Source organism: Trueperella bernardiae (assembly GCF_030246965.1).
GTDB classification, from domain to species: domain Bacteria; phylum Actinomycetota; class Actinomycetes; order Actinomycetales; family Actinomycetaceae; genus Trueperella; species Trueperella bernardiae.
On record NZ_CP127099.1, the window covers coordinates 1,317,938 to 1,334,204 of the forward strand.

Here is a 16,267-nt window from a genome sequence, read left to right on the forward strand (position 1 = left end):
TAGACCTAACACGAAAGGAGAAAACGTGGCACAAGTTAGTGTGGTGACACCAGTTCGGCCGCCGACCCCGAAACTGGTCAACGTAGCAGCATACGCTAGGGTCTCGACCAACGGTGCGGAGCAATTAGCGTCATTGTCGGCGCAGGTTTCGTATTATTCGCGCCTGATCCAATCCACGCCCGGATGGGCCTATGCGGGTGTATTCACTGACGAAGGGGTTACTGGCACTTCGATGAAATCCCGGCAAGGCCTGGCAGACCTGATGAACGCTGCCAGAGCAGGAAAGATCGATCTTGTGTTGTGTAAATCGATCTCGCGCCTGGCCCGCAACACTGTCGACCTTCTCGCTACGGTTCGTGAGCTGAAAGACCTTGGTGTGGCTGTGCGCTTCGAACGCGAACGCATCGACACTCTCAGCGCTGACGGAGAACTCCTGCTGACCTTGTTGGCGTCGTTTGCTCAAGAAGAATCCCGTTCCCTGTCCCAGAACGTCAAATGGGCAATACGTAACCGGTACAAGAACGGTGGAACAAACTCCTTCGTCGTCTACGGCTATAGCTGGGCAGACGGCGAGTTCACCATCATTGACGATGAAGCTGAGATTGTGCGCCTCCTGTTCTCCAACTTCCTCGAGGGTATTAGCCCTGAAAAGACAGCCGCGATCCTCAATGGTCAAGGGGTGCGTTCGCGCGGTGGGGGACGGTTCTACGGGTCAGTGTTTCGTCGCATGCTCGAAAATGAGCGCTACAAGGGCTGCCAGATGCTGCAGAAAATGTACCGCCCTGCGATCCAAGCACCCAACCGTGCTCTCAATGACGGGGAGCTGCCGCGATACTGGGTTGAGCAAGCCCTCCCACCCATCATCGATAAGTCTGTGTTTGACGCGGTGCAAGCAGAAATCGCCTATCGGCGTGAGATTGGTCCTGCTGCGACCCCATCGAAGAACACGGGCGTGTTCACTGGACGGATCTGCTGTGGCGCGTGTGGGAAGAACTATCAACGCAAAACCCGCACCTACAAGTCTGGAACCTCGTATAAGTTTTGGCGGTGCTGGAGTGCCTGCACCGGGAACGGCAACCCCTGTAGGGGGCACAACCTACGCGAAACACTCCTCGAACACGCCTGCGCAGACATGCTCGGCACCCAAAGTTTCGACCCCGTCCAGGTTGGCGAGCAGATCGTGATGATTGAAGCCTTTCCGCACCAGCTCACATTCCACCTCGCGGATGGAACTATGACGCCGGTGGGCTTAACCAGTGAGGGGAGGTTGGCATGAGTCGCACCGTCACAGCGATACCCGCAACAAAGAAGCTTCGATCTGCCACAGCCTCATCTGGCGCACCGGCACGCAGACGGGTCGCTGCCTACGCTCGCGTCTCTACCGAGATGGAAGAACAAACCTCCTCGTATGAGGCGCAGATCGACTACTACACCACCTACATTCATTCCCGTAATGATTGGCAGTTCGCGGGAATGTATTCCGATGAGGGCATCTCTGGCACTTCTATGAAGCGCCGTGAGGGATTCCAAACCATGATCGATGACGCCCTGGCAGGCAAAATCGATCTCATCCTCACCAAATCCGTGTCCCGGTTTGCACGCAACACCGTCGACTCGCTCACTACCGTGCGCAAGCTCAAGGATGCAGGCGTTGAGGTTTATTTTGAGAAGGAGAATATTTACACCTTTGACGCCAAAGGCGAGCTATTGATCACGATCATGAGTTCACTGGCGCAAGAAGAATCCCGCTCCATCTCTGAGAACGTCACCTGGGGACACAGGAAACGTTTTGCCGATGGGAAGATTATGGTTCCCTACGCATCACTACTCGGATATAAGAAAGGCGAGGAGGGCAGTCTCGTCATCGACGAAACCCAGGCACCGACCGTCAGGCTGATCTACCAGCTCTTCCTTGACGGGATGGCTATCAGCGAGATCAAAACCGAACTCGCTGCCCGCAAGATTCTCACCCCGCGCGGGAAAGAAGTATGGTCAACGTCGACAGTGCGCTCCATTCTATCCAACGAAAAATACAAAGGCGACGCTCTTCTCCAAAAGACGTTCACCACCGATTTCCTTACTAAAAAGATGAAGGTCAACGAAGGCGAAGTACCCCAATACTACGTAACAGGCAATCACGAGCCGATTATTGCTCCGCATATCTGGGATCAGGTGCAATACGAACTCACCACCAGACATGGCAACATATCATCAGCGAAAGTCGGGTTGTTCTCCACCCGGCTCAAATGCTTTCAGTGTGGTGCGTGGTATGGGCGTAAAACGTGGGCATCGAACACGAAATACAAATGCACAGTCTGGCAATGCAACCACAAATACGCAGGGCAGCACCCTTGCAGCAGCGCGACAGTGAAAGACGAGCAGATCAAGGATTCTTTCGTGCAAGCGCTCAACCAACTGATCGCCCGCCACCGGTACGAAAGCCACCTACCGCAGGTGCTTGGCGACATGTTCGATACGAGCCGTTTGGAAGAACAAGCCGCCGCCTGCCAGGCGAAAATCGTGGAGCTGACCGAGCAGATCGAAGCGCTGATTGCGGAAAACCAGCGGTGTGCGCTCGACCAAGACGCCTACCAAGCCCACTACACAGAGCTCGATACTGCCTACCGTAAGACGCTCGCACGCAAAGCGAGCCTAGAGGCAGATATCGCAGCGAACACCGCCAAGCACGCCGCCATCACCACAACCCTGAATGATCTGACAGGGGAACCGGTGAGCGAGTTTCACCCCGCACAATGGAGCGCACTCATCGACCACGCCATCGTAGGCGAAGATACGATCCGGTTCGTATTCCGAGTTGGTGAGGTAGTGAGGGTTCAGCTTTAGATTTGAGATGAAGATTCTGGCCCGTTCGTGCATGAGCGCGGACGGGCTTTTCTCATGCCCAGAAATCATGGCAACAGGGGAAGCGATAGTGCTCAGGAAGCATTTCCGCAGGTCAGGGCAAACGCGCTACACACTCGCTAACGCAAGCGATTTTCTTGACCCCCTTGGGGCGTACGCGCTAACGCAAACGCCTACTTATCATTTTCGACGTCCAAGTGGAGCGAGTGACGGGAATCGAACCCGCGTCATCTGCTTGGAAGGCAGAGGCTTTACCATTAAGCTACACTCGCGTATCACCATAAGTGACCCGTTGATCTTAGCAAGCCCGCCAAGTTTCTCAAAAGCTTCACCCCGTGAGATGATGCTCATCGGGGCTGATTCGTCTAACACGGCCAGCTCCTTTAAGATTGACGAAGGCCATTCGGCTACGGGCTATAGCGCAGGTTGGTAGCGCGTCCGCTTTGGGAGCGGAAGGTCGTGGGTTCAAATCCCGCTAGCCCGACTACCAGAAAACCGTGGCACATCAACGAAAAGTGAGCGTCGGCGTTGTGAACGATCCAGGCGCTGCCCATTCGGTTGTCCCTCATTGGTCATTCATTGGCCATTCATTTGTCGCGTAATATAAAGTCTCCCCGCCAAAAACGCGAGCAAACGACTGCGCCCAATTTCCACCCACTCCTCCACCCATTCGCCCCGCGCCAGCACAAATGTCCGGGACGTTTTCGGCCTCATCTGCGTATATGTGTAGATGAGGCCGAAAACGTCCCGCAAATCTTTAGTGGCCTACGAGATCTCTACCGACGCCGCGATACCCAGCGCCTGCTGTAGCGCCGCGTCGTCGGCGCCGCGAATGCTCACCTCGTACAGGGTGCCGTTGAGCGTGGCCAGGTACACGCGGGCAACGTACCCCTCGCCTACCACCTGGAACGCGGGGACCAGCTCCACTCCCAGGTAGTCCTGCCCTAGGTAGACCACCTGTTCGGTGTCCAGCCCGAGCCGCTCTGCCAGTAGGCCCGCGTAGGCCTCCATGCTAGGCGCCAGGTCCGCGGGCCCGATCTCGCCCACGACCACCCGCTCGCTACCATCCTCACTGGCCAGTGCCACGGGGAACGCCCGCGAGCTTTCCACCACCGGCGTCCAATTGGTCGGCGCCACGAGCGAGAACTTTCCCTCCGCGAAGCGGTAGATGATGTTCTCCCCCTCCCGCTGCGTGCTCAGGTCCGAGGGCTCGTCCGTTGTCTCGGTGGGTTCGGGCGCGCTCCCCGGCGTCGTCGGGCTTGCATCCACAGACGACGAGGGCCCCGCCGACGACGCCGCCTCACTCGCTTGCCCCGCCCCGCACCCGGCCAGGAGGAAGACGAGGGCGGTGGTGGCAAGCTTGCGCATGGGCGGACCTTTCGTGAGACAGCGCCCGCAAGGGCGCGGGCTGTCTACCAGCTTATTCGATTACTTGATGAGGACCGAGTCGAGAATCGCCTTCAGGCTCCCCGCCTCGGCGTCGGTGCCCATGAGCGTGATCTCATACGCAACGCCGTCCACCTGGACCGCGTAAATCTGGGCGCCCAAACCGGACACCGTCATATCGTAGCGGTGAGCCGAGCCCCCATTGAGCTGGACCTCACCCTTGTCCTCCACCTCACCCTTTTCCAAGCCGAGGTTGTTCTCAAGCGCCTCGATGTAGGCCTCTTCGTCCGGCACGAGGGCCGCTGGGCCGATCTCGGTCACGGCCGCGAAGGCGGTGGTGTCCTCGTTGAAGATCGACACGGGCGCTTCCTCGGTCGATTCCTCCGGCTCGCCCCAGGCCGCAGGGACCGCAATGGAGATGCGGCCGTTGGCCAGCGTGTGGCGGATCATGTCACCTTCAGCTTCGGTGGTGACTGGCGTGTTGGCGTCGGCATTGGTCGCGTCGTCTGTCGTGGTGTCGTCGGTGGCCTCGGCGTCATCGGTCGTGGTGTTGTCGGTGGCCGTGGCCTCGGCGCTCGACTCGGAAGTGTTTGCATACGGGGTGTCGTCGGACTGCGAGCAGCCCACGAGCGCAAGCATGAGCGCTGCGGCAGTAGCAATGGTCTTGGACATGTCACTCCTTACTCTTGAGGCACTTCCGATTTTACCGCTTTGGACACAAATGCATCGGCGCCGCGTAGCACCGCACGCTTCATCAGCTCGTTTGGTGGGCGTTTCTGGCTCCAGATTCCCGACGGCGCCGCCGCCTCCGTGAGGAAGTTTTCCGAGGTCACGGGGGTGTTTCGGGCATCCCAGACGAGGAGGGCGCCCATGATCGCCGACGTCGTGTTCGCTGGTAGCGACGAAAGTCCCATACGCGCCATTCCGCGGTAGGCGGCGCGCAGCGTGGCCGAGCTCAGCACCGAGGCGGTTTCGGCCATTGGGGCCACGTTGTAGGACACGCGATGCCCGCGCGCGGCAAGGTCCGTGGCGCGCCAGCGGCCGATGCGCTTGGCCAGGATGTAGTTCGGCCCCTGCAGGTCGATGATCCCGTTGAAGACCTCTCCCCCGAGCACGTACGCGTCCGACGGCGAGCCATACCACGCCATCAGCGCCGGGCTACGTTCGGCGATCATGCGCTCCACCGCGTCCGCCGCGAGCGCCAGCAGCAGGAAGTCCGCCCCAGGCGCGTACAGTGTTTCGACGACGACGTCCGGGCGCTCGCCCAGCATCCAGCCTGCGACCGCGACCGGGTCGGCGACGATGTCGGACGCCTCGGGCGGCGACAGCGTGAGGGCGCCGGGCAGGGCGCGGGCGTCGGCTTCGAGCTTGGTGCGGCGCGGGCCCGGGCGCACGACCCCGGCCACGTTCGCGCCGTGCTTGAGGAGGAAGCGTGTGGGGGCGAGCTCGGCGCCGGCGCCGAGGACGGCGAAGGTGAGGTCGGACAGGTCGAGCCAATCGGGGTTATCGGCGACGGCAAGGATGCGAGCCGCCGCGGTGTCGGTCAGCACGCCGGCCAAACGCCAGGACTCGATCTGGGCGCGGAGGGCCGGGCCCGTGAGGCGGGCGCCGCGGAGTGGGATGGTGAGGGCGGGGTTGTCGGCCGCGGTGGACTGGCCGGGTTCAGCGGCTGGACCGGGTTCGGTGGTCGGGGCGGTGGTCGGCTCAAGGTCCGCGAGCGCGGTTCCGCCCACGGTACTGACCGCGCAGCCGAGGTAGACGAGGGCACGGCGGGCGGCGTCGGGGCCGAGGGCGGGGTTGTCGAGGGCAGTTACCCGGACGACCGCCGCCGCGTAGCCCTTGCGCCAGTTCTTGACCGAGTCGATGGCGGCGACGGCCTCGGGGTCAGCGGCCGCCGCGGCGGCGAAGGCACGCCGGCCGAGCGCGGTGGTGCTCACCTTGGAGTCAAGGCGTGGTAGGAAGACGCGGCTGGGTGGGATCTCGGGTGGAGCGGCCGGGCGGGCGGCGAGGTGGACGAGGTCGCGGCCGGTGCGCTGCTCAACCAGCGCCCACGACTCCCCCACCGCCAAGAGCTCAATCTTATTGGGGAGGGTGGTGGGCGCGCGGAAGCGGCTCGCGCCAGAAGCGGGCGCCGTGCCGTCAAGCCCGAGGGCCGCATGAGCGAGTGCCTCCAGGGCGGCGCCGTGAGCGATCGCGGCCGAGAAGCCAAAAGGGGCGGCTGTGACCCACGAGAGGTGGATGGGGTTAGCATCGCCGGAGATGCGGGCCCAGCGCCGGCCCGTCGGGGCGGGGAGCGTGAAGGTGGCCAGCGTCGGGCCGTCCACAGGCAGCACGCCGGCGCGGGTGCCGTGCTCGGCGCGCAGGTCGGGCACGGCGGGGGCTTCCCAATCGGCGAGCTGGCCGCCCACGGATTCTGCCGCGCTCTTCTTGGGGTTGCGCGAAAGGTAGCGCGCACGCTCGACATAATGAACAGTCGGGCCGATCGCCACCATGGACGTCACCTCCACCGCGAGACCCGCCTCCACCAGCTCCATGCCCGTTACCTGCGACGAGACTCGCGCCCGCTCCCCCACCTGCAACGGGCGGAGGACCTCCCACGCCAGCGACTCATGGACCATTCCAAGTAGCGGCGCCGGCACAGACCGCGCACGTAGGGTGCGGACCGTGGTGGGAAAGCACAGGTTGTGGAAGGCCATGGGCGGCAAGTGGGTGAGCTCGGCTCCTACGAATTGCCCGTAGGCGCGGGCGGTCGCGGGCGTCATGGTCGCCTCTCGGCTGAATGGGACGTGGGCTGTGGACATCTCGCCTCCCTGGCTGCTGGTGCCGGTCGCACCGGCACCAGCAGCCTACCGGACCGTAACAAACTCCGCCTGCTACCACGCCAGCGGCCGCCACCCCTGCCGCCGAGTCGGCTGACATCCATGACAACCGACACTTCGCGGCCCAAATCGTCCCGGCAAGAGCGGGCTACAAGGTGAGACCTCACCCAGCTGCCAGTCGGAGCTGGGACGAGTGTAACAATTGAGAACATTGGGAGTAATGTGACCGCCCCCCGGCGGGCACAAAAATGGGGCCCCGGAGGGCCCCATTTTGTTAAGCCTTAGTCCACAAGACCCTTCTGCGCGGCCTTCGCCAGACGACGGGGGATGCGCTTCTCAACGCCACCAACGCGAACGGGCTGGAGCTCGGTCAGCTCAGCCTTCCACTGGGAGCGGCGAGAGCGGGTGTTGCTACGGGACATCTTTCGCTTGGGAACTGCCATGTCCTTCCGCTCCTTTCAATACTCATGTGGCCGCGTGGCCACCCCTTCATTCGGAGGCGCGCCTCCGAGCAGACAACGTTCGATATTACCCACCCCAGGCGCCGAAAGCTACATAGGGTGGGGCAACTGTGCTACGAAACACTGCAATAATAGCGTCATGACCGAACTTCGCCTGACCCGCCCCGGCCGCGCTGAAATTGAGATCAAGCGCTCCCGGTTCATCGCGCTCTCCCGCCCAGCCGCCTCGGTCGAGGAGGCTCGCGCCCTGCTTGCGGACGCCCGCGCCGAGTTCCCCGACGCCCGCCACCATTGCTCGGCTTACGTGGTGTCGGTGCCGAGCGCCCAGCCGATCCTTCATTCTTCCGACGACGGCGAACCGTCCGGCACCGCGGGCCGGCCGATGCTTGACGTTCTCACGGGTAATGAGTTGATGGACGTTGCAGTGGTTGTGGTGCGTTACTTCGGCGGCACGCTGCTGGGCACGGGTGGGTTGGTGCGGGCGTATTCGGATGCGGTGCGAGAGGTGCTGTCGGGCGAGCCGGTCACCCGCCGGATCACGCGCCCGCTCATGCGGGTGACTGCCATGCACGCTACGGCGGGCAAGTTGGAGGCGGACCTGCGCGGGCGCGGCTTCGACGTGGTGGGCACGGAGTACGGCCCCACCCGCGCGCACATTGACGTGGCGGCCGGCCAGGGTTTCGCCGAGGACGTGGCGGAACTGAGCGCGGGGGCGGCGCAGGTGGAGGTGGTCGGCGTCGTCGTGAGGGATGTGCCGGCTGGGACGTTGCCCACATGGTGAACCCCACGTTGACTGTCGGCCCGAAAAAAGTAAACTGAAACCGTTGAACTTTCACTTACATGACGTGTGCATGGCAACCTCGGAAAGGACGGTCCTGATGATGATGACCGCACCGATGTGTTGCTGCGACTGTCTGTAAGGTGGCATGCCGTAGTTTGGTGCCCTTCTTTTTCGGGCATGTGTGCCACCTCGGGTAGCTCCCCTCAAGAGCTTCTAACAGAACACCAAAACATGTGTGAGCGCCGCGCGCTCGTGAAGGAAGACAATGATTTACAACAACGCAACTGAACTGGTCGGCAACACTCCCCTCGTCCGTATGAACCGTATCGTCTCCGACGATCAAGCTCGCGTCCTGGCCAAGCTCGAGTTCTACAACCCGGCGAACTCGGTCAAGGACCGCATTGGCGTGGCGATTGTTGACGCGGCGGAGGCGTCGGGCCAGCTTAAGCCGGGCGGCACGATTGTGGAGGCGACGTCGGGCAATACGGGTATTGCGCTGGCCTGGGTGGGCGCGGCGCGTGGCTACAAGGTGGTGCTGACGATGCCGGCGTCGATGTCGAAGGAGCGCCGGGCCCTGCTGCGCGGCTTTGGTGCGGAGCTGGAGCTGACCGAGCCGGCGAAGGGCATGCAGGGCGCGGTGGATCGCGCGAAGGAGATCGCAGCGCAGCGCCCGGGTTCGATCCTGGCCTCGCAGTTCGCCAACCCGGCCAACCCGGCTAAGCACAAGGCGACCACGGGCCCGGAGATCTGGGAGGCCACCGAGGGCAAGGTTGACATCTTTGTGGCGGGCATCGGCACGGGCGGCACACTGACGGGCACGGGCGCCTACCTGCGCGAGCAAAACCCGGACATCAAGATCGTGGCGGTGGAGCCGGCCGAGTCCCCGCTCCTGTCCGAGGGCAAGGCCGGCCCGCACGGCATCCAGGGCATCGGCGCGAATTTCGTGCCCGACGTGCTCGACACGGAGATTTACGACGAGGTGCTGCCGGTTGCGTCCGCGGATGCGGTAGCGATGGCGCGCCGGGTTGCCCACGAGGAGGGCCTGCTGGTTGGTATTTCTTCGGGCGCGGCGCTCAAGGCTGCGGCGGAGCTGGCGGCCCGCCCGGAGAATGCGGGTAAGACGATCGTGGCGATTGTGCCGGACTTCGGCGAGCGCTACCTGTCCACCCCACTGTTCGAGGGCCTGGTCGACTAGCAGCCCGCCACCTGAGACGAGACGACGATGACGAACCCCAGCCTGTGGAAGAAGATGCGCGAGGACCTGCGCGCCGCGGTGGATAACGACCCGGCGGCCCGCTCCGAGCTCGAGGTTTTCCTGACCTACCCGGGCGTGCATGCAGTGTGGGCATACCGCATCGCGCACGCCATGTGGAACAAGGACGACCGCCTCAAGCTCCCGGCCCGCCTGCTCGCGCAGGCGGCGCGTGCGATCACGGGCATTGAGATTCACCCGGGCGCGAAGCTGGGCCGGCGGCTGTTTATCGACCACGGCATGGGGGTTGTCATCGGTGAGACGGCTAAGGTGGGCGAGGACGTGGTGATTTTCCACGGCACCACGCTCGGCGGCACGTCGATGCGCCCGGGCAAGCGCCACCCCACGGTGGGCAACCGGGTGACGATCGGTTCGGGCGCGAAGGTGCTCGGCCCAATTGAGATTGGCGACGACGCCGCTGTCGGGGCTAACGCCGTGGTGGTGCGGGACGTGCCGGCGGGCAACGTCGCGGTGGGGATCCCCGCCAAGACCCGCAAGAAGTCCGACGTCGAGCACCTGATCGACCCGACCATCTACATCTAACGTGCTCGGGCGCGGTCAAATGGCTGTGATCCCATGTGAGTGTGGCCCGAGCAAGCTGAAGGCCCCCGGACATCGGGGGCCTTCAGCATAGACGGGCGGCGTCGCGAAGCGCCGGCGGAAAGCCGGCCGGGCGGCGTCGTGAAGCGCGCTAGCGCTCGCCGGCCTCGTAGGCGCTCATCATCTCAATGCGGGACTGGTGGCGCGAGGCCGGGTCGTAGCCGGTGGAAACGAAGATGTCGACGAAGCGGGTGGCCTCTTCCAACGTGTGCTGGCGGGCTCCGAGGGAGATGACGTTGGCGTTGTTATGTTCGCGGGCGAGTTCGGCGGTGGATTCGTTCCATACGAGCGCCGCGCGCACACCGCTCACCTTGTTGGCTGCCATCTGTTCGCCGTTACCGGAGCCTCCGATGACGATGCCGAGCGAGCCGGGCTCGGCTACCACGGCCTCGCCGGCCGCGAAGCAGACGGGCGGGTAGGCGTCCAGTTTGTCGTATTCCTTGTAGCCGTGGTCGACGACGTCGTGCCCCGCGGCACTCAGGTGCTCGATGAGATGTTCTCTTAGTTCAAAACCCGCATGATCAGCGGCAATGTGTATACGCATGTCCCAAGTATACCGGCACGGTTTCGCCGTGAGGCGGCTTTAGTTTGCGCAGGTGTGCTTTCGGCCCGGCCCGCCGCATACACTGGTGGGATGGATAACACGACGAAAAACATCATCGACGGCCTGGATCATGCCGTTCGCCCGCAGGATGACCTGTTCCGTTTTGTGAATGGTACGTGGTTGGCGAGCGCGGAGATCCCGGCGGATCAGTCGCAGACGGGCGGGTTCATGGACCTGCGCCTGGAGGCGGAGGCGAACGTGCGGGAGATCATCCAGGACGCGGTCGCTCACGCGGAGGCCGGCGAGGCCGGGGATGAGGAGCGCAAGGTCGCGGTCTTGTACGACTCGTTTATGGACGAGGGCCGCATCAACGGCCTGGGCGCGTCCCCGCTGGCGGACGATTTCGCGCTCATCGACTCGGCTGCCACCAAGGAGGAGCTGGAGCTCGCGGCTGGGCGCCTGTACCAGGTGGGCGTGCCGATGCCGTTCGGCCTGGAGGTCTCGGCGGACCGCAACAATCCGTCGGAGTACATCTGCTGGCTCTACCAGTCGGGGCTGAGCCTGCCGGACGAGGCGTTCTACCGCGAGGAGCAGTACGAGCAGTTCCGCGAGCAGTTTAGGGCCTTCATCCCCACTCTTTACGCGCTTGGCACGGGTGCGAACGACGCCGAGGCGAAGGCTGCGGCCGAGGTGATTTACGGCGTCGAAGCCCGGCTTGCGTCCCATCATATGAGCGCGGTGGATTCGCGTGACACGGATAAGACGAACAACGTGCTGACCTGGGATGAGTTGCTTGAGGCGGCGCCGGGATTTGGGTGGACGACGGCGTTTTCTGGGCTTGGCCTGACCCGCGAGGCGGCTCCGACCCTTCTGGTGATGATGCCCGACGCCCTGGCTGGCTTTGCGCGCGAGTGGGCGGCGGCCGACATGGAGCAGCTGAAGACGTACCTGCGGTGGAACGTCGTCCGGGCGCGCGCCCCGTACCTGAGCCAGGACATCGCGCAGGCGAACTTCAACTTCTTCGGCAAGGTGCTCCACGGTGCTGAGGAGATGCGGGACCGCTGGAAGCGCGCAGTCGCGCTCATTGACGGCACGCTGGGCGAGGCCGTGGGCAAGCTGTACGTGGAGCGCCACTTCCCGCCCCACCACAAGGCGCTCATGGAGCAGCTGGTCGATGATCTGCTGGCCGCCTACCACTATTCGATCTCCACGCTCGACTGGATGACGGAGGAGACGCGCGAGCGGGCGCTGGCCAAGCTCGCCACCACCGTCACCAAGATCGGCTACCCGGACAAGTGGCGCGACTACTCCGCGCTCGAGATCACGGATTCCCTGGTGGGGAACGTGCGCGCGGCGGAGAAGTTCGATTCGGACTGGCAGCTGGGCAAGCTCGGCACGCCGGTGGACCGCGACGAGTGGTTCATGAACCCGCAGACCGTCAACGCCTACTACAACCCGGTGGCGAACGAGATCGTGTTCCCCGCGGCCATCCTCCAGCCCCCATTCTTCGACGCCGAGGCGGACGCGGCCTACAACTACGGCGGAATCGGCGCCGTGATTGGCCACGAGATCGGGCACGCGTTCGACGACCAGGGTTCGAAGTACGACGGCGAGGGCCGCCTGCAGAACTGGTGGACGGACGAGGACCGGGCGGAGTTCGAGAAACGGACGGCGTCGCTCGTGGGCCAGTACGACGTGTACGTGCCCGCCCAGCTGGTCGGCACCCCGCACCATGTGAGCGGCGCACTCACGCTGGGTGAGAACATTGGCGACCTTGGTGGCCTGTCGATTGCGCTCAAGGCCTACGACATCGCGATGAAGCGCGAGGGTCACGCCTCCTCCGCGCACGCCCCGGTGATCGAGGGCTTCACGGGCCGCCAGCGCGTGTTCCTCAACTGGGCGCGGATCTGGAAGAACAAGCGCCGGGACGAGATCGCCATCAACTACCTGGCGATTGACCCGCACTCCCCTTCCGAGTTCCGTTGCAACGGCGTGGTGAAGAACGTGGACGCGTTCGCCGAGGAGTTCGGCGTGGTCGAGGGCGATGAGCTGTACCTGGCTCCCGAGGAACGGGTGCGGATCTGGTAGCGCTTGGCCGGCGGGCGAAAGGCAGATTCGTACGCCGCCGATAGCGGAGGGGGTTGGCCCGCGGGCCAACCCCCTCCTTCATATTCACTTCCGTCCAACACGCCTTCGGGCGCGGGGCTAGTCGAAGATCGGCCCCACATCCCGCGAGCGCTTGAGCTCGAAGAAGCCCGGGGTTTTAGCGAGCGCCAGGGTGCCGTCCCAGGCGCGGGCGGCTTCCTCCCCGTGTGGGGCGGGCGACATGACTGGCCCGAAGAAGGCCGTGTCGCCAACCGCGATGATGGGTACGCCGACGTCGTCGCCCACCTTCTCCAGGGCCGCGCGGGTGGAGGCGGCGAGCGCCTCGTCGTATTCCCCGGCGTTGGCCCGCTCGAGAATGGAGGCATCGAGGCCGGAGGCGGCGAGCGCGGCGGCAAGGGCGGCGTCGTTCTTGTCGGCACCCTCATTGTGGATGGCCGCGCCCAGCACGGTGTAAAACTGCGCGAGCCGCTCGGGCGCCTCGATCTCCACGCCCATCGTGACGCGGCCGAAGCCGCGCAGCTCGTCAATGTGTGCGCGGTAGCCGGGGTCGAGCTCGCGGCCGCGGTTGAGCTCCCACAGGGAGAAGGAGTGCCAGGTGATGTTGAGGTCGCGAAGCTCGGAAACCTCCACGAGCCACCGGGAGGTGATCCAAGTCCACGGGCAGGACGGGTCAAACCAGAAATCTACGTTGTCGCTCATGGCCCCATTCTTCCCCTCTGCGCCCACGCTTTCCACAGCTACGCCAGCGGCGAATTAACGCGTTGGGCCGCGGCGGCCCGCCTGAGTATCCTTGGATATCAGGCCAACACCGGCAAGAGAAAGGACACCATGCCCGGCACCAACTTGACCCGCGCCGAAGCGAGCGAGCGCGCGGACCTCATCCAGACCGAGACCTACCGGGTCGAACTCGACCTCACCGGAGAGGAGACGTTCCGCTCGGCCACCACCGTGCGTTTCGCGGCAACCCCGGGCGCGTCGTCGTTCATCGACCTCATCGCGGACGAGGTCCTGGCGATCCGCCTCAACGGCGAGGAACTGCCCGTCGATTCATACGCCGATTCGCGCATCCCGTTGCCGAACCTGGCGGCGGACAACGAGCTGTACGTGGAAGCGATTTGCCCCTTCTCGCACACGGGCGAGGGCCTGCACCGCGCCGTCGACCCGGCCGACGGCCAGGTCTACCTGTACTCGCAGTTTGAGGTGCCCGACGCGCGGCGCATGTATGCCAACTTCGAGCAGCCCGACCTCAAGGCCCAGTTCACGTTCGTGGTGGACGCGCCGGAAAGCTGGAAAATCTTCTCGGTATCTCCGACACCGGAGCCCACCCCGCTCGGAGGCGGCGTGGCGCGCTGGGAGTTCACCCCCACCGAGCGCATCTCCACCTACCTCACCGCGATCGTGGCCGGCCCGTACGTAGGTGGCACGGGCAGCTACACGTCCACCGACGGGCGCGTCATCCCCATGGGCGTCTACGCCCGTGCCTCGCTCGGCGAGTACTTGGACGCCCAGGAGTGCATTGACATCACGATCCAGGGCATGGAGGTGTTCGAAAACGAGTTCGACGTGCCCTACCCGTTCCGCAAGTACGACCAGATTTTCGTGCCCGAGTTCAACGCGGGCGCCATGGAGCACCCGGGCTGCGTGACCATCCTCGATGACTACGTCTTCCGCTCCCGCCCCACCGCCGCCCTGGTGGAGCGTCGGGCGATCACGATTATCCACGAGCTGGCCCACATGTGGTTCGGCGACCTGGTGACGATGAAGTGGTGGAATGACCTGTGGCTGAACGAATCGTTCGCCGAGTTCATGAGCCACGTGGCCACCGCAAAGAACACGCGCTGGACGGACGCATGGGTAACGTTTAACGCCTCGGAGAAGGTGTGGGCGCAGGCCCAGGACCAGCTGCCCTCCACGCATCCGATCGCGGCCGAGATCCGCGACCTGGAGGACGTAATGGTCAACTTTGACGGCATCACGTACGGCAAGGGCGCCTCCGTGTTCCAGCAGCTCGTGGCCTACGTGGGCTACAACGAGTTCATGACCGGCGTCTCACGCTACCTGAAGAAGAAGGCGTGGGGCAACGCCACGTTGGAGGATCTGTTGGTGGAACTCGAGGCCGCCTCCGGGCGCGACCTCAAGGCCTGGTCGAAGCTGTGGCTCGAGGAGGCCGGTATCAACACGCTCACCCCGGTGATCGAGGCCGACGGGGAGACGATCACGCGGTTCGCTATCCGCCAGACATGCGACGAGCACGCCTCGCTGCGCCCGCACCGCATCGGGGTCGGCGGGTATGCCCTGGAGGGCGGTAAGCTCGAGCGCGTGGTGAACGTTGAGCTCGACATCGACGGGGAGCTGACCGAGGTGGCCGAGCTGGCGGGCACCCGCCGCCCCGACCTCTTCCTTATCAACGACGGCGACCTCGCCTACGCCAAGGTGCGCCTCGACGAGCGGTCGGCCGCCACGGCGCGCGATCACATCAACGCCTTCACCGATCGCCTCCCGCGCACGCTCGTGCTCGCTTCCATGTGGGACATGTGCCGCGACGCCGAGCTGCCCGCCACCGACTACGTGGAGCTCGCCCTGCGTGCTCTCGAGACCGAGGACCACGGCACGGTGCTGCGCTACCTGCTCTCCCAGCTGCAGACCGCCACTGAGCTATACTCCGCGCCGGCGAACCGACCGGCGCTCAAGGAAAAGGTGGCCGCGCGCCTATTCGAGATCCTCGCCACCACCGAGCCTGCCTCCGATCGCCAGCTTCAGATCGCGATGGCCGCCGTCACTATGATTGGGGACAGCCAGCTCGACCTCGTGGCCGGGTGGCTGTCTGACGACAACGTCCCGGCCGGGCTGGCCGTGGATGCCAACTTCCGCTGGGTCATTTTGCGCCGCCTGGCCGCGGCTGGGCGCGTGGATGAGGCAACCATCGCCGCCGAGCTGGCCGAGCGTGACAACACGGCGTCGGGAGCGGCGGGGGCGGCCCGTGCCCGGGCGTCGATCTCGGACGCGGGCGCCAAGGAGCGCGCATGGGAGGACATCGTGGGCGGCAAGACCTCGAACTCCGTGCAGCGCGCGCTGGGATGGGGCTTCACCGAGGGCAATCCGGAGCTGCTCGTGCCGTACGTGGAGCGCTTCTTCGGTGAGATCCTCAACCAGTGGGAGAACCGGACGCTTGAGTTCTCGCAGAACTTCGTCAACCTCGTCTACCCCGCCCCGCTCAACGGGCTGGACCTCGGGGTGGACCTCGTGGCGCGCACCCAGCAGTGGCTGGACGAGAACGCGGAGGCGGCCCCGGCGCTGCGCCGCATGGTCTTAGAGCGGCTGAGCAACGCCCAGCGGGCCGCGGCGGCCCAGGCCCGCGACGCCGCGCGTTCGGCCTAGCTGACACGGGCCCGGCCGGCGCACGACTTGAGCACCGAAGCTGGTGGCACGGTACCGAAGCGCGCGGGTGCGGCGATT

General features: G+C 64.5%; 13 protein-coding genes and 2 tRNA genes. 8 read left to right on the top strand and 7 right to left on the bottom strand.

Features of this window, described 5'->3' with window-relative positions; genetic code table 11:
• Positions 1–25 precede the first annotated feature (25 nt).
• Together QPC17_RS06165 and QPC17_RS06170 are read left to right on the top strand one after the other, a co-directional pair.
• Positions 26–1,276 (top strand): recombinase family protein, encoded by a 1,251-nt coding sequence (locus QPC17_RS06165; RefSeq protein WP_285347114.1) that lies wholly within the window; start codon positions 26–28, stop codon positions 1,274–1,276.
• Positions 1,273–2,844 carry a recombinase family protein gene (locus tag QPC17_RS06170; protein WP_285347115.1) on the top strand — a complete coding sequence of 524 codons (1,572 nt, stop codon included), beginning with the start codon at positions 1,273–1,275 and terminating at the stop codon, positions 2,842–2,844. The genes QPC17_RS06165 and QPC17_RS06170 overlap by 4 nt, the downstream gene beginning before the upstream one ends.
• Positions 2,845–3,060: 216 nt before the next feature.
• Here the strand turns inward: QPC17_RS06170 and QPC17_RS06175 are convergent.
• Positions 3,061–3,134: transfer RNA gene (locus QPC17_RS06175), tRNA-Gly, on the bottom strand.
• Between the two features lie 138 nt (positions 3,135–3,272).
• On the opposite strand from QPC17_RS06175, the gene QPC17_RS06180 reads away from it, so the two are divergent.
• Positions 3,273–3,346, top strand: a tRNA-Pro gene (locus QPC17_RS06180).
• 281 nt (positions 3,347–3,627) lie between these two features.
• Here the strand turns inward: QPC17_RS06180 and QPC17_RS06185 are convergent.
• The 4 genes from QPC17_RS06185 to rpmF all read right to left on the bottom strand — a co-directional run bounded on the left by QPC17_RS06185 (position 3,628) and on the right by rpmF (position 7,510).
• Positions 3,628–4,230 (bottom strand): hypothetical protein, encoded by a 603-nt coding sequence (locus tag QPC17_RS06185; protein WP_285347116.1) that lies wholly within the window; start codon positions 4,228–4,230, stop codon positions 3,628–3,630.
• 60 nt (positions 4,231–4,290) lie between these two features.
• On the bottom strand, positions 4,291–4,920 hold the full coding sequence (locus QPC17_RS06190; RefSeq protein ID WP_062614224.1) for a hypothetical protein: 630 nt from the start codon (positions 4,918–4,920) through the stop codon (positions 4,291–4,293).
• Positions 4,921–4,928: 8 nt separating this feature from the next.
• Positions 4,929–7,049: a MaoC/PaaZ C-terminal domain-containing protein gene (locus QPC17_RS06195; RefSeq protein WP_285347117.1), complete on the bottom strand. Its 2,121-nt coding sequence runs from the start codon at positions 7,047–7,049 to the stop codon at positions 4,929–4,931.
• Positions 7,050–7,348: 299 nt separating this feature from the next.
• Positions 7,349–7,510, bottom strand: a complete 162-nt coding sequence (gene rpmF, locus QPC17_RS06200) for a 50S ribosomal protein L32 (RefSeq protein ID WP_062614222.1) — start codon at positions 7,508–7,510, stop codon at positions 7,349–7,351.
• Positions 7,511–7,667: 157 nt separating this feature from the next.
• Between rpmF and QPC17_RS06205 the strand changes: the two genes are divergently transcribed.
• From QPC17_RS06205 to epsC, 3 genes are all read left to right on the top strand, one after another.
• The gene (locus tag QPC17_RS06205) at positions 7,668–8,309 is read left to right on the top strand and encodes an IMPACT family protein (RefSeq protein WP_068539220.1); all 642 of its coding nucleotides are present in this window, start codon (positions 7,668–7,670) and stop codon (positions 8,307–8,309) included.
• Positions 8,310–8,574: 265 nt separating this feature from the next.
• Positions 8,575–9,504, top strand: coding sequence for a cysteine synthase A (cysK, locus tag QPC17_RS06210; RefSeq protein ID WP_062614220.1), 930 nt, complete (start codon positions 8,575–8,577; stop codon positions 9,502–9,504).
• Positions 9,505–9,531: 27 nt separating this feature from the next.
• On the top strand, positions 9,532–10,104 hold the full coding sequence (epsC, locus tag QPC17_RS06215) for a serine O-acetyltransferase EpsC (RefSeq protein ID WP_070447981.1): 573 nt from the start codon (positions 9,532–9,534) through the stop codon (positions 10,102–10,104).
• Between the two features lie 148 nt (positions 10,105–10,252).
• Here the strand turns inward: epsC and QPC17_RS06220 are convergent, their stop codons facing one another.
• Positions 10,253–10,705 carry a ribose-5-phosphate isomerase gene (locus tag QPC17_RS06220; RefSeq protein ID WP_062614218.1) on the bottom strand — a complete coding sequence of 151 codons (453 nt, stop codon included), beginning with the start codon at positions 10,703–10,705 and terminating at the stop codon, positions 10,253–10,255.
• Positions 10,706–10,795: 90 nt separating this feature from the next.
• Between QPC17_RS06220 and QPC17_RS06225 the strand changes: the two genes are divergently transcribed.
• Positions 10,796–12,793, top strand: a complete 1,998-nt coding sequence (locus tag QPC17_RS06225) for a M13 family metallopeptidase (RefSeq protein ID WP_062614217.1) — start codon at positions 10,796–10,798, stop codon at positions 12,791–12,793.
• Between the two features lie 117 nt (positions 12,794–12,910).
• Here the strand turns inward: QPC17_RS06225 and QPC17_RS06230 are convergent, their stop codons facing one another.
• On the bottom strand, positions 12,911–13,510 hold the full coding sequence (locus QPC17_RS06230) for a mycothiol-dependent nitroreductase Rv2466c family protein (protein WP_062614216.1): 600 nt from the start codon (positions 13,508–13,510) through the stop codon (positions 12,911–12,913).
• 129 nt (positions 13,511–13,639) lie between these two features.
• On the opposite strand from QPC17_RS06230, the gene pepN reads away from it, so the two are divergent.
• Entirely contained in the window at positions 13,640–16,189 is a 2,550-nt protein-coding gene (pepN, locus tag QPC17_RS06235) for an aminopeptidase N (RefSeq protein ID WP_285347118.1), read from the top strand.
• The last annotated feature ends 78 nt before the right edge of the window (positions 16,190–16,267 follow it).

What these genes read in the sequence shown, in the direction of transcription:
- QPC17_RS06205 (WP_068539220.1), top strand. Translation starts at nt 7,668, where the DNA reads ATGACCGAACTTCGCCTGACCCGCCCCGGCCGCGCTGAAATTGAGATC.
- cysK (WP_062614220.1), top strand. Translation starts at nt 8,575, where the DNA reads ATGATTTACAACAACGCAACTGAACTGGTCGGCAACACTCCCCTCGTC.
- rpmF (WP_062614222.1), bottom strand. Translation starts at nt 7,510, where the DNA reads ATGGCAGTTCCCAAGCGAAAGATGTCCCGTAGCAACACCCGCTCTCGC.
- QPC17_RS06225 (WP_062614217.1), top strand. Translation starts at nt 10,796, where the DNA reads ATGGATAACACGACGAAAAACATCATCGACGGCCTGGATCATGCCGTT.
- QPC17_RS06190 (WP_062614224.1), bottom strand. Translation starts at nt 4,920, where the DNA reads ATGTCCAAGACCATTGCTACTGCCGCAGCGCTCATGCTTGCGCTCGTG.
- QPC17_RS06185 (WP_285347116.1), bottom strand. Translation starts at nt 4,230, where the DNA reads ATGCGCAAGCTTGCCACCACCGCCCTCGTCTTCCTCCTGGCCGGGTGC.
- QPC17_RS06220 (WP_062614218.1), bottom strand. Translation starts at nt 10,705, where the DNA reads ATGCGTATACACATTGCCGCTGATCATGCGGGTTTTGAACTAAGAGAA.
- QPC17_RS06230 (WP_062614216.1), bottom strand. Translation starts at nt 13,510, where the DNA reads ATGAGCGACAACGTAGATTTCTGGTTTGACCCGTCCTGCCCGTGGACT.
- pepN (WP_285347118.1), top strand. Translation starts at nt 13,640, where the DNA reads ATGCCCGGCACCAACTTGACCCGCGCCGAAGCGAGCGAGCGCGCGGAC.
- QPC17_RS06170 (WP_285347115.1), top strand. Translation starts at nt 1,273, where the DNA reads ATGAGTCGCACCGTCACAGCGATACCCGCAACAAAGAAGCTTCGATCT.
- epsC (WP_070447981.1), top strand. Translation starts at nt 9,532, where the DNA reads ATGACGAACCCCAGCCTGTGGAAGAAGATGCGCGAGGACCTGCGCGCC.
- QPC17_RS06195 (WP_285347117.1), bottom strand. Translation starts at nt 7,049, where the DNA reads ATGTCCACAGCCCACGTCCCATTCAGCCGAGAGGCGACCATGACGCCC.